Here is a 12,908-nt window from a genome sequence, read left to right on the forward strand (position 1 = left end):
AACAAAAAACGGGCTAGATAATCTAGCCCGTTTTTTGTTTTATATAGCTTACAACCAAAAAAATCGCGTACACCAGAAATCTATTCTATTCAAAAAACATTTAGCATCAACGAATTTCTATCCTTCATCTACAACTTAAGTTGTTCATAAACAAGGCCCATTCGCCCAAATCAGCCTATTTCTAAAGGTTCAAATGAACCTATTTTGTTTTTTGTTGCCCTAGTGCGTTTTATACTTTTGCGAAGTATTAAAAACTTAAACCCAAACCATGAAGACACAAAAATTACTAACTGCATTGGCTATTACGGCTGGCAGCTTTATTTCAGAAATTAATGCACAAGCTACGGTAGCGTGGAAACAACAATTTAGTGGTGCAGCTTTGCATGACATTAGTGAGGAGGAAGACGGTTATCCCAACCTAAGATCATCTGCGTTTGACACCTTAAGTAATAGTTTGTATTACTTATCCTCTGCTCCTAAATCAAGCTCAGTAGATTTCGATCCAAACCCATCGATTAAAGCCAGTATTAAAGGTGGAAGTAACGTATACAAGCATTATAACAATGGAGAAATTTACCAGGAAATAGATTTAGGAACTCCTGTTATTTCTGCTTTTAACAGCACAAATGGGAAATACAGATGGGCAAATAAATTCGAGCCTATTGGAGCTAATAGCTATATAAATCCTACCAAAATTGAAGCAATAGGTAAAGCATCCGGCCTATATTTCTCTGCACAATTCAAAGGTAAAGCAAAATATAAATCAAATACATTTACATCAGTTTCAAATGCCACAAATTCGAACAGCTGTGATGTGCTTTTCGGTCGTTTAGATCAAAATGGAAACATTCTAAAAAGCGCTTCTATTGTACCCGTTAATCCATCAAACAAAAATGGAACTATTTACACGGAAGAAATGACAGTAAATAATAGCGGAGACTTAATAGCTGCAATAAGTTATAGAAATTACGATAACAACATTGGTTCAAGCTTTAAAATTGTTGGAACAAACATGACTAAAACAATTACTATGGCAGAAGGAGATATTGCCTTAGTAAGATTTGACGGTAGCTTAAAATACATTACACATACTATTATTAAGCCTTCGGGAAATTACATTTGGATTAATGATTTAAAATCTGATGCTTCCAAAAATATACTAGTTGGTTTACATACTTATAGACACAACAACAACTCCTTGACTCTAAGTTCCGGACAGATAGTTACATCTCCTAGCACTTCTGACTCAGTAGGCTCTCAAAAAAATTATATTGTTAAATTACCCGCAATGCTTACTAACATTAATCTAGTTAAGGAAATTGATAAGGAAGCCTTCACCATTGAGACAGATAAACTTGGCAATATACTTGTAACATCAATCCTTGGTGCTGGCGATAAATGGGAAATACAAAATAATACTATACAAGCAGACACCAATGAAGTAGTACAAGTGGTTGTGAAATATGACAAAAATGGTAATTACAAAAATCATCTTGCTATAGCAAGACAACAATCACGCTATGTAGATGCTTGGGACACTTATATGGATGGGAACAACAACTTATATATTTCTTACGGAATTAATGTGGCTGCAGGCGATTTCTGGCTTTATGAAAGACAATTTATGTCCAAAATAAGAACAAGTGGAACTACTATGACTGAGATTTGGAAGAACAGCATTATGGCTAACGGAAACTATTACCATGTAACCGCAAGCTCAATCTATGGTCATAAAAATGCAGTGTTTCTAACAACACTTTTACAACCACATGCTAACAGCTATAAAATTTTAGTGAGCAATCCATTACAACAAATCAAGGTAAATGGAGATAAATCCGTGAGTTGTATGATTCAATACAATTTGAGTGGAGCTGCATTATCACCGGAAGAACAAACAGAAGAAAACAACAGTAATGCTTACAAAACTTCTTTTGAGGAAGTAAGTTCTAGCTTAGTGGTATATCCAAATCCAACTAAAGATGATGTTAATGTACAAATTACACTAAGTGAAAACGAACAAGCTACTATTACACTTTTCAACTACAACGGAGTAGCTGTGAAAAATGTAGTTACTACTGAAGTAGAAACAAAACTAAACATTGCTGAACTACCTGCAGGAATGTACTTTGTGGAAGTTATTTCTAACAGCGGAAAAGAAGTGAAAAAATTAATTAAGCAGTAAAATTCAATCGTGTATTTCCGACTTAGTAAGTTTTACTAAAATATAATTTTATCAAAAAGGGAAAGCCTTGTTTTATAAAACAAGGCTTTCCCTTTTTGATTTCTATCTTAACATGTATTTTACAATAGTAGCATCAATTCCTTTTATCTAAACCCCAATTAAGCTTATTGCGTATGGTGGTAAAGAAACTTTGATTTTCGAAACGAATCAAGTTAAATTTAAAATCAGCCTTATGTATCACCAACTCAAAAGAGCTATCTATAGAGGCAGAACGAGAATCTAATGTTACCAAAAACTCTTTGCTGCGCCCTTCTATTTTCAATGTTAATACTTTGTCGTCAGGAATAATAAGAGGACGCACCGTTAGGTTGTGCGGTGCAATTGGCGTTATAACAAAGCTTTTGGCATCGGGTACCATTAGCGGACCACCACAGCTCAACGAATAAGCGGTAGATCCGGTAGGTGTTGCAACTATTAAACCATCAGCCCAATAAGAGTTTAAAAATTCGCCATCTAAAAAAGCATGAATAGTCATCATGGTAGAATCTTTTTTAGTAATCGTTATCTCATTGAGCGCATAATTGATGTCGCCAAACAAATTATTCTTTGTATTTAATTGAAGTAAGGATCTTTTTTCGAACGAAAAATTCTTTGTCAGTAAATAACCTATTGCATTATTAATTTCATCTTTTGAAACATTTGCCAAAAAGCCTAATCTGCCCGTATTTATACCTAACACAGGCACTCCTGAATTGCGCACCATGGCAATTGTTTCCAGCAAAGTACCATCTCCCCCTATACTTAGCATATAGTCGAGCTGTGCTACTTCTGTATAATCAGAAAATGTTTTGTAGTCGGAACCTACCGATGAATTTGATTGGAGGAAAGTGTAAAATTTATCGTAAATAAAAACTTCATTGCTAGCATTCTTTAGTTGTGTCAACATGTTTACAACAGAGGCACTTGTATTGTCAATTACCGGGCGCGCATATACAGCTATTCTCATGAAAAAAAATTATTCTTCAAATTTAGGGATTATCTGAGTATTTACGCAATTCACAAATTGCATTTATGGCTATTACTTTACCCACATAAATAGTTTATCGTTATTCTCAAACCTACTCAAATCCTTGCTTGTGGCAATTACTACAAAATCTATCATAGGTAATATCCCAAAACATCCGCCTAATGTAGCAATATAAACAACCGGAATGTATGGTTTAGCACCTAAGTAAATTCTATGCGCGCCTATAATACCAACCGGAAATGGCAACGCAAGCAATAGTGCTACAAGTTTCTGTTTCTCGTCTTGTTGGGTTAATACATATGAAACTGCATTCTCTCCGGCAAAAGCGCTGTCTGTTACAAACGATATAGTGTTCTCTTCTTGGGTATTAGCAGCAATTAGTTTTTGTACAAGCAACTCCTTTAGGGTATGTTTATTCAAAGAGTTTTCAACACTTAGATGCCCTTGAGAATAGCTATAATAGCTAAAACCAACAAGAAGAATACCTATCGCTATATATGCACGAAGCGTTTGCATGCAATATCTATTTCTTAAACTCTATTTTACGAATACAGTTGTTGTAGGTGTCCGCAACAAATAAATTACCTGCATTATCAAATGCAAGCCCTTTAGGAGCATTGAATAAAGAAGCTTCTAGAGCACCGTCTCTATAACCGGACGAATCTTGAGCTGTACCTGCCACCAAATGAATAATGCCATTACTATCAATCTTCCGGATAGCATGACTACCCACAGCAGTAAAATAAATATCATTTTTATAAATTAACAACAACTCCGGATTCGCTAACGCTGCATCTATTGCATTGCCTCCATGCCCCCATTTCTGCGTATCAGGATTTCCGGCATATGTGGTTATTACCCCGCCTTTATCAATTTTTCGAATTCGCTTATTCCACGAATCGGCTATATAAATAGTTCCATCTGTAGAAGTCGCAACGCCTCCAGGAGAAAACAATCTTGAAATAGCAGCAGGACCGCCATCTCCTGCAAACGACTGTTCACCGTCTCCGGCAAGAGTTGTTATAACACCTTGTGTATCCACCTTTCTTACTCTATTATTTACGTTCTCAGCAATGTATAAATTTCCGACTGCATCTAGCGCAATACCCACAGGCACATCTAGGCTTGCCTTAACAGACAACCCTCCATCTCCCGAATAACCTCTATTGCCGCTACCCGCAACAGTTGTTATTATTCCTTTAGCATCGATCTTTCTAACCACATGATTTGAGCCGTCTGCAAAATAAATATTGTCCTGTGCATCAATCGCAATGGCTCTTGGCCCCCATATTTCAGCCTTTTCGGCCAATCCTCCATCTCCAGAATAGCCACCATGCCCTGTTCCTGCAACCGTTACAATTTTCTGATCTGTTGTTATTTTTCTAATTCTATTATTGTCCTTATCGGCAATAAAAAGCTCTCCCTTCGAATTAAAGGCAATACCGTATGGTTGATTGAACTGTGCGCTCTTTGCAGGACCGCCATCTCCAAAATAATCACCTTTTTCTGTCCCGGCAATGGTTGTAACCACTCCATTTAAAAAGGAATTTGCATTGGTTTCTTTTCCAGCATTTTTGTTTTCAGTCGAATTTTGTTGGCAAGAACCCAAAAAAATTGTAGTTAATGCTCCTAAACAAATACGACCAAGGCTTATTGATTTTATCATAATGCAACAATTTAGCACTTTTTTCTTATATCTAATTTTAATATAGGAATATAAGATAAATTAAATATAAACACTTTATATATTGAATAGTTAATTACAAATTATATTTTAGGAATATTATAACTAAATAAAAAAGGGTTGACGTTAGATTATTCCACAGGTAGTTTTGATGCATCACACTAAAACCAAACAAATATGAAAACAGTTATCCCCCAAAACCAATTCTTGAATTTAAGAATAGTAGTAATTGCATTTGTATTACTATCAAATACCGTTGCCGCACAAAAGCGAAACAAAAACTTAATCTCGCACTACTCTTATGAGCAAAATGCCACTGCTGTTGATTCAGAAGGGAACACGTATAAGCTAGGAAATATAAGTAATCAGATTGCTATAACGAAAAAGGACAAAAAGAGCGAAAACTTAATAGATATTGTTTTGGAAAAATTTAACGTATTGGATGAATTAGTTTGGAGAAAAACAATTGGAGGAAATGGTATCGAAATGGGCTATTCTCTTGCTATTGACAACACTAATGCAATATACATTACAGGGTATTTTACAGAAATTACCGACTTAGACCCAAGTGAAAATGTTTTTGCTTTGAATACAGATCATTCTAGCGCCACTATTTTTGTTTCAAAATATGAGAGTAACGGCAATTTTGTATGGGCCATTAATATGGGCGTTGGTAGTGGCTATGCAATAGATACAGACAAAGAAGGAGCAGTTTATGTAACCGGAGGAAAAGTAGCTGAGTCATTATCCTCCCAAAATACTATAGATGGAGGATACAGCGACATTTTTATTTGCAAACTAGATAAAAATGGCAACTCTATATGGAATCACACTCTAGGCGGGAATGGCAACGATATTGGGTACAAATTGTTTGTTGAAAGCTCTACAATTAGCATATGCGGGGTATTTTCCGGTGAAAATATAGATTTTGATCCAAGCTCAAACACATATGTACTTTCTGCAGATAGTCGTTCAGAAAGAAATAGATTTATTCAACGATTAGATTTAGATGGGAATTTTATTTCCGCTGTAAATACCGATAAAATAGGTGGTGGTTTATCAACTAGTGGCTTGAAAAGAAACATTGACGAACTTAATGAACAGTTAAATTTTTATTCTCCCAAAGAAATAATTGAGTAAGGCGAGCCATATCCGAAAAGCTCGAAAATAGTAGAAAAAAAATGAATGATTGTTTTCGTGTGGTTTACCCAAAGGGGGTGTGCTGTTGGTTGCACGCCCCCTTTACCTTTTTAACCGCAATTAGGCTGTAGAAGCTTTTGAAAAAAGCCCACTATCAGTCTTAGTACGGGTAACCCCAACTAAATATTAGTACGGAAACCTTACTAATATTTAGTTGTAGGCAGTTGTATTTTCCAACTGCGTATTTAGGGTTTAATTATTACAAAAACTCATTGGCCAAATTAGCCAACTCAGAGCGCTCTCCTCTTTCTAGAGTAATATGTGCATATACTGATTGTCCCTTTAAACGGTCTATTAAATAAGACAATCCATTACTTTGCGTATCTAAATAAGGCGTGTCAATTTGATATATATCTCCGGTAAAAACAATCTTGGTATTCTCTCCGGCTCTGGTAATAATCGTTTTAACTTCGTGCGGAGTAAGATTTTGAGCTTCATCCACAATAAAGAACACGTTTGATAAGCTTCGCCCCCTAATGTATGCCAATGGGCAAACAATCAACTTTTCACTTTCTACCATTTCGTTAATTTGCTTGTACTCTTTATCTTTTTCATTAAACTGGTTCTTAATGTACTTCAAGTTGTCCCAAAGTGGCTCCATGTAAGGATTTACCTTTGATTTGATATCTCCAGGCAAATAGCCAATATCTTTATTGCTAAGTGGTACAATAGGTCTGGCCAAATAAATTTGATGGTAATTTCTTTTTTGCTCTAATGCGCCTGCTAAAGACAGCAATGTTTTTCCCGTACCTGCCACTCCTTGAATAGTGACCAAAGAGATATTAGGATTCATTATTGCATCCATTGCAAAAGCCTGTTCGGCATTTCGGGGCTCTATACCCAAAGTAGCATGCTTTTTAACTCGTTCCATCTGTTCGCTAATAGGGTTGTAATGAGCTAAAACAGACTTTTGTCCGTTTTTTAAAACATAATAATGATTTGCGGATGGAATTTGTTTCTTTAACAACTCTGTAGTAGTGCAAAAACCTTTTTCGTATAAGGAGTCTATAGCTTCTATTGGAGCTTTTTCAAGAGTGGTTTTGCCGGTATATAAATTTTCGTCCTCAATTTTACCTGTTTCGTAATCTTCGGCTGTAATATTAAGCGATTTGGCTTTCAACCGTAAATTAATGTCTTTGGTAACCAAAATAACCTTTCTGTTTGGGTACTCTTGCGCCATGTGTAGCGCACAATTAATTATTTTGTGATCGGGTTTTCTTTCTCCAAAAACCTTCTCCGCATCTATTTTAGCCGATTGGCTCATTTCAATTTTAAATTTTCCTCGCCCCTTTCCATCCAAGCTTATCCAGTCTTGCAGGGTATTGTTGCCCGAAAGCTTATCAATAAAGCGAATAAATTCACGGGCAGAGTAATTCTTCGTATCATTTCCTTTTTTAAAATTATCTAACTCCTCCAAAACAGTTATCGGAATTACCACGTCATGGTGTTTAAAATTTTTTATGGCTGTATGGTCATATATAATAACAGACGTGTCTAACACAAAAATCTTGTTATCTTTTTCTAAAACTGATTTGGTCATGTTATTTTTTGTTGATGTAATTAAAGCTAATTAATACTTTAAATAATATGTTTAACACACATTTTTTTAATTAACATTGCAATGTTGATGGTAGAAAACAATATTTTTGAAGAAGATTTAACCATTTTAATTTTTTTAGCGCATGAATTCCGACAACTCTATTAATTCAAGCAAGGCTCCCGAGCCTGTTGGCTTATATCCGCATGCAAAGAAAGTCGGCAATCTTCTTTTCTTGTCGGGAGTTGGCCCAAGAGAGCGTGGAACAAAGAAAATACCGGGTGTAGAACTAGATGCGGCAGGAAACATCATGTCTTATGATATAGCCTTACAATGCCATAGTGTGTTTAAAAATGTGAAGGCTATTTTAGAGGAAGCTGGCAGTTCTTGGGGCAATATAGTAGATGTGACGGTGTTTTTAACTAATATGAAGGACGACTTTGCAACATACAACAGGCTGTGGGCTGAATATTTTAAGGAAAATGCTCCCTGCAGAACAACTATTGAAATAAATTGTCTGCCCACTCCTATTGCAATAGAATTAAAAGTAATTGCGACAATTAATTAATGTAAAAATTTTTTTAATTGAAACTTTTTTTTAGAAATTTGCACCAGTCGTTAAAGCAACAAAAGTAATAATCGGCAAAAATGAAAAAGGCATCAAAAAAAGAAACTAAAGAGAAAGCACCTAAGGCTAAAGCGGCAGGTGCAAAAAAAACTACATCTGCTAAAGCAGATAAGAAAGCTACTAAAACCAAAAAAAGCGCCATTGCTGAAGATGACGAAGAGTTTGGAATTGGCGATGATGTTACTGCCATTAAAATTGAAGATTTGAACACCAATCTTTATGACGATGACGATGACGAAGAGTTTTTTGATGATGGATTTTAATTTATAACCAAAAATATTTCTTTACTATAAAGCCAGTTGCAGGTTGCTGCAACTGGCTTTATATGTTTATATCACTCCATAAATCCTAATCCAAGTATAAAAAAAAGAGGCTTGCTAAAGTTTTAGCAAGCCTCTTTTGTAGCCCATAGGGGAATCGAACCCCTGTTTACAGAATGAAAATCTGCTGTCCTAACCCCTAGACGAATGGGCCTTATGGTAAATAAGGTTGCAAATATACACAACTATTTATTTTTATCAAAATCTCATGCTGTTTTCTTTTTATATTTTTTAGTTTGGCTTGTGTATAAATGTTGTAATATTGCCACGCAATTAACAAAAACCTTTTAAAAATGAAAAAACAAGTAATTATTTTATTAACGGCTGTACTAGCTAGCACAATGCTATTCGATAGCTGTAAAAAAGGAGAAAACGATCCGTTTTTATCTTTACGTTCACGCAAAGCGCGCTTAGTTGGCGAATGGAAGTTGACTGCTGGCGAAGAAACATATACTTCTTCCAACTCGGTTTCGTCTACAACAACAAGCAGAACATACGATGGCTCTAACAGAACAAGCACCACAAACGGAAGTTCTTCTACTACAGCATATGTAGAATCATGGACATTTGAGAAAGATGGAACCTACAAAATGTCGGCAAACGGAGGCTCTGGTGCTGGCGTTTGGACAATAGAAGAATCCGGCACTTGGAATTTTATGGGTGGTGTAGGCGAAGAGAAGAAAAAATCTCAAATTATTCTTTATACTCTTTCATATAAAGAAACATCCGGAACAAGCGCCAATAATGTTATTAATGAGTACACTGCAACAGGAGCAAGCGCTACTTCTACTATAATGAAAATTGATGAGTTGAGAAATAAAAAAATTGTGTTTATCTATGATAATAGCTACACTCCAAGCTCAGGAACATCAACTTCTTTAAAAGGAACAAAAACATTTGAACAATAATCTTTTAAATCATACAAAAAATGAAAAAACATATTTTAACATTCGTTGCTATTTTAGGTGCGATAGTACTTTTTGATAGCTGTAAAAAAGGAGAAAACGATCCGTTTTTATCTTTACGCTCGCGCAAAGCGCGTGTAGCAGGGGAGTGGAAACTTACTTCCGGTGAAATGAATATAACCTCTGACGATGGTACTTCTTCAATGACTGCAGATGGCAGCACAAGGACATATACAGACAATTCAGGATTTTCTTCATCTGAGGTTTTTACATTGGTATATACATTTGAGAAAGATGGTACTTTTAAATCAACAGAAGTAAGTGGAACCGGATCTTCTGCTACAACTGTAGTTAGAGAAGGCACTTGGAACTTTACAGCAGGTGTTGGCAAAGAAGTAAAAAGAAAAGAGCAGATTGTACTAATTACTCTTACCAAAACTACTACCACAAGCTCTTCTTCTAGCACTGTTACTTATACAGGCGGAGATGCGCCAACTGATTATTGGATGCTTGACGAGTTGAGAAATAAGAAAATGGTTGCTTTATTAGATGGCACTTCTACTATTATTAAGCCAACTATGCTAGCTGATAATTATACTACTACAGGAAATTTAACGTTTGAGCAATAATTAAAATTTAATTAGTAAAAAAAGAGGGGTGGTTTTTAAAAACCACCCCTCTTTTTTTATTTTCGATATGCCTCTACAACGGCCGTCAAATGCTTTGCGCGAATAGCATCAAGTGTATTTACTCTAGAAAAAGCAGAAAGTCTCCGTAATACCTTCTTGGCATAAGAAGTAAAAAAAAGCAAGTACATTCCTAAAATCGGAATTGCCATTGCACAAATTAAAGCATTATAGTTACCTAGTAAACTCTTTATTGTCAATAGCTCTACTGTATATTGCACCAACCAAAAAATCATTCCTAAATTTAGGGCAAAGGATCCCACAAAAACATTATCCTTTACCATACGTTTTGTTAGCCAGCCGGATATAAGATAAGCAGGCGCATTTACTAAAAAAGCAACAGTAAAAAGAGGCACCGCCAGCACACACACAAACAAATGAAATATAAGATTCAACATTCCGGTATTAGGAACAAATAGTTGCAAAGCATCTTGAATATTGTTTTTTTTTAGCTCAACTAAACACGCTTCGCATGCTTTTTTCAGGGAATCTATATTCGCGGGATTTACATTTTGTGTATTGGATATTTTAGCGGCTATTTCTTTTTCCATTAAATACCCTTGCTCAACATTGTCAACTTCAAAACCTTTATCTACAAGCAATTTGGGCTTTAGCAGCAAACACAGTTGTTTAAATAAATCATCGTTCTCGGGATACTTTTGCACAACAACAGCGCCCTTTAAGCTATCTTCTATTTCTTGTGTAAAGTCTGTTATCGCCTTTGCTTTATTCTCTTTGTAGCTATTTGCATAGGATGCAGCAGAAATTGGCTTTCCAAACTCTACACACAAATTACTTCTAAATTTAGTCGGCTCGGAGTAATTTAATCCAACTGGCACAACTAGCACATCTTTCTCAAAATTAAATGCTTCTTCGGTATAAAATACAATACGGGCTAATCCTTTCTTTAGTTTACGAATACGTTTTTCTTGTACACAATCGCCTTCCGGAAAAATCAATATTGATTTGTTTTCTGCCAATAATTTCTTGCATTCTTCAAATGCTTGTTCATTCTTCTTAACCTCTGCAAACCCTTCTCTTATTCGATACATAGGACTAACACTCAGCGAATTCAAAATTCTTTTTTTTAGTGAGGAGTTAAACACATCGGAACGTGCAAAAAAACGAACTTTTTGTTTACAGGCAATGGCAATCACAATAGGGTCGACAAAGCCATTTACATGATTAGGCGCAAACACAACCGGTTTGCCCATCGGAATATTCTCTAACCCTCGATAATGAATTCGATAGAAAACATTGTGAAAGATGGTAACAAAAGGACGGACAAATGAATACAACATGTACAACTAAATTGCGCTGGCTAAATATCGGTACTAATTTTTTAATTGAAAAATATAGGTGTATACAACCCTCTATTTGTGCAAACCAAGTACTACCTATCAAAAAGAACTCGCATCCCTTTTTTAGATTCGTCAAACACCCCATCGTTGTAAACATGATGCCCATTGACAAACGTATGTTTGATTTTTGACTTAAACGTGTACCCTTCAAAAGGGCTCCAATTACATTTATACAAAAGATTTGACTTATCAACCGTCCACGAACTATTTAAATCAACCAACACTAAATCGGCATAATATCCTTCTTTAACATAGCCTCGTTTTTCAACCTGAAAACAATCTGCCGGAGCGTGGCACATTTTCTCTACAATTCTCTCTAAACTTATTTTTTGTTGGTGATAAAATTCTAACATGGCTACCAACGAGTGCTGAATGAGAGGCCCACCGGACGGAGCTTTTGTATATACCTGCATTTTTTCCTCCTGCGTATGTGGTGCATGGTCTGTTGCAATTATATCAATTTTATTTTCTAAAACAGCATTAAAAACGGCTTGCCTGTCTTGTTCTGTTTTAACAGCAGGATTCCATTTAATAAAATTGCCTTTTACATCGTAATCTTTTTCGCTAAACCAAAGATGATGAATGCAAGCTTCGGCCGTAATTCGCTTATCCTTTAAGGGAATATTATTCTTAAATAAACTAATTTCTTTTGCAGTAGAAATATGCAAAATATGTAAGCGAGTATTGTATTTAGCCGCCAACTCCGCAGCATAGGAAGACGATTTATAACAAGCTTCTTCGCTTCGAATAAGTGGATGAAAGCGCACAGGAATATCGTCTCCATATTGTGCAATAAACTGCGCTATTTTTTTTTTAATTGTGGGCTCATCTTCGCAATGAGTAGCGATAAGGGTTTTGCACTCGGCAAAAATAGTTTCTAGTGTTTGTTTATTATCCACCAACATATTTCCAGTAGAAGAACCCATAAATATTTTAACACCACACACCGTTTTAGGATTTGTCTTAAGCACCTCATCTCTATTATCATTCGAGGCTCCCATAAAAAAAGAATAATTTGCCAATGAAACCTCCGATGCCCTGCTATACTTTTGTTCTAACAAATCTTGTGTAAGTGTAGCAGGAATTACATTTGGCATCTCCATATACGTTGTTACGCCTCCGGCAACAGCAGCTTTAGCTTCGGTGTATATTTCTCCTTTGTGCGTTAAACCAGGTTCCCGAAAATGCACCTGATCATCAATTACACCGGGCAATAAATACAAGCCTTTCGCATCAATAATTTTAGTAGCGTTTTCTTTGAGTTGTGGTGCTATTTTTTTTATGATTCCTTCTAAAACATGCACATCTGTAAGGACTACAGAGCCTTCATTTACTAGCATGGCGTTCTTAATAAGGATAGACGACATAAAAAGAGTAT

Annotated in this window: 12 protein-coding genes and 1 tRNA gene; 6 read left to right on the forward strand and 7 right to left on the reverse strand. The window is 35.7% G+C overall.

Annotated features, from left to right (window positions below):
* Positions 1–268 precede the first annotated feature (268 nt).
* Complete coding sequence (locus J0M08_01225) at positions 269–2,182, forward strand: T9SS type A sorting domain-containing protein (protein MBN8701662.1); 1,914 nt, start codon at positions 269–271, stop codon at positions 2,180–2,182.
* Positions 2,183–2,315: 133 nt separating this feature from the next.
* On the opposite strand, the gene J0M08_01230 is transcribed toward J0M08_01225, so the two are convergent.
* From J0M08_01230 to J0M08_01240, 3 genes are all read right to left on the reverse strand, one after another.
* A complete protein-coding gene (locus J0M08_01230) occupies positions 2,316–3,188 on the reverse strand; it encodes an NAD kinase (protein ID MBN8701663.1) in 873 nt (290 codons plus the stop codon).
* Positions 3,189–3,260: 72 nt separating this feature from the next.
* On the reverse strand, positions 3,261–3,725 hold the full coding sequence (locus tag J0M08_01235; protein ID MBN8701664.1) for a TM2 domain-containing protein: 465 nt from the start codon (positions 3,723–3,725) through the stop codon (positions 3,261–3,263).
* Positions 3,726–3,732: 7 nt separating this feature from the next.
* A complete protein-coding gene (locus J0M08_01240; protein ID MBN8701665.1) occupies positions 3,733–4,875 on the reverse strand; it encodes a hypothetical protein in 1,143 nt (380 codons plus the stop codon).
* A gap of 195 nt (positions 4,876–5,070) precedes the next feature.
* Here J0M08_01240 and J0M08_01245 point away from each other — a divergent pair, with 195 nt between their 5' ends.
* Positions 5,071–6,033: a hypothetical protein gene (locus J0M08_01245; protein MBN8701666.1), complete on the forward strand. Its 963-nt coding sequence runs from the start codon at positions 5,071–5,073 to the stop codon at positions 6,031–6,033.
* Between the two features lie 259 nt (positions 6,034–6,292).
* Here J0M08_01245 and J0M08_01250 read toward each other — a convergent pair whose 3' ends face one another.
* On the reverse strand, positions 6,293–7,633 hold the full coding sequence (locus tag J0M08_01250) for a PhoH family protein (GenBank protein MBN8701667.1): 1,341 nt from the start codon (positions 7,631–7,633) through the stop codon (positions 6,293–6,295).
* Between the two features lie 142 nt (positions 7,634–7,775).
* Here J0M08_01250 and J0M08_01255 point away from each other — a divergent pair, with 142 nt between their 5' ends.
* Positions 7,776–8,198 (forward strand): RidA family protein, encoded by a 423-nt coding sequence (locus J0M08_01255; protein ID MBN8701668.1) that lies wholly within the window; start codon positions 7,776–7,778, stop codon positions 8,196–8,198.
* Between the two features lie 80 nt (positions 8,199–8,278).
* The gene (locus J0M08_01260; protein ID MBN8701669.1) at positions 8,279–8,521 is read left to right on the forward strand and encodes a hypothetical protein; all 243 of its coding nucleotides are present in this window, start codon (positions 8,279–8,281) and stop codon (positions 8,519–8,521) included.
* A gap of 139 nt (positions 8,522–8,660) precedes the next feature.
* Here the strand turns inward: J0M08_01260 and J0M08_01265 are convergent.
* Positions 8,661–8,732 (reverse strand) — tRNA-Glu (locus J0M08_01265).
* A gap of 139 nt (positions 8,733–8,871) precedes the next feature.
* Between J0M08_01265 and J0M08_01270 the strand changes: the two genes are divergently transcribed.
* Entirely contained in the window at positions 8,872–9,486 is a 615-nt protein-coding gene (locus tag J0M08_01270) for a hypothetical protein (GenBank protein ID MBN8701670.1), read from the forward strand.
* Between the two features lie 20 nt (positions 9,487–9,506).
* Positions 9,507–10,112, forward strand: coding sequence for a hypothetical protein (locus J0M08_01275; GenBank protein MBN8701671.1), 606 nt, complete (start codon positions 9,507–9,509; stop codon positions 10,110–10,112).
* A 56-nt stretch (positions 10,113–10,168) separates the two neighbouring features.
* Here the strand turns inward: J0M08_01275 and J0M08_01280 are convergent, their stop codons facing one another.
* Together J0M08_01280 and J0M08_01285 are read right to left on the reverse strand one after the other, a co-directional pair.
* The gene (locus J0M08_01280) at positions 10,169–11,470 is read right to left on the reverse strand and encodes a 1-acyl-sn-glycerol-3-phosphate acyltransferase (protein ID MBN8701672.1); all 1,302 of its coding nucleotides are present in this window, start codon (positions 11,468–11,470) and stop codon (positions 10,169–10,171) included.
* 92 nt (positions 11,471–11,562) lie between these two features.
* Entirely contained in the window at positions 11,563–12,897 is a 1,335-nt protein-coding gene (locus J0M08_01285; protein ID MBN8701673.1) for a dihydroorotase, read from the reverse strand.
* Between the last annotated feature and the right edge of the window lie 11 nt (positions 12,898–12,908).

It is taken from the genome of Bacteroidota bacterium, from assembly GCA_017303975.1.
GTDB lineage: Bacteria > Bacteroidota > Bacteroidia > JAFLBG01 > JAFLBG01 > JAFLBG01.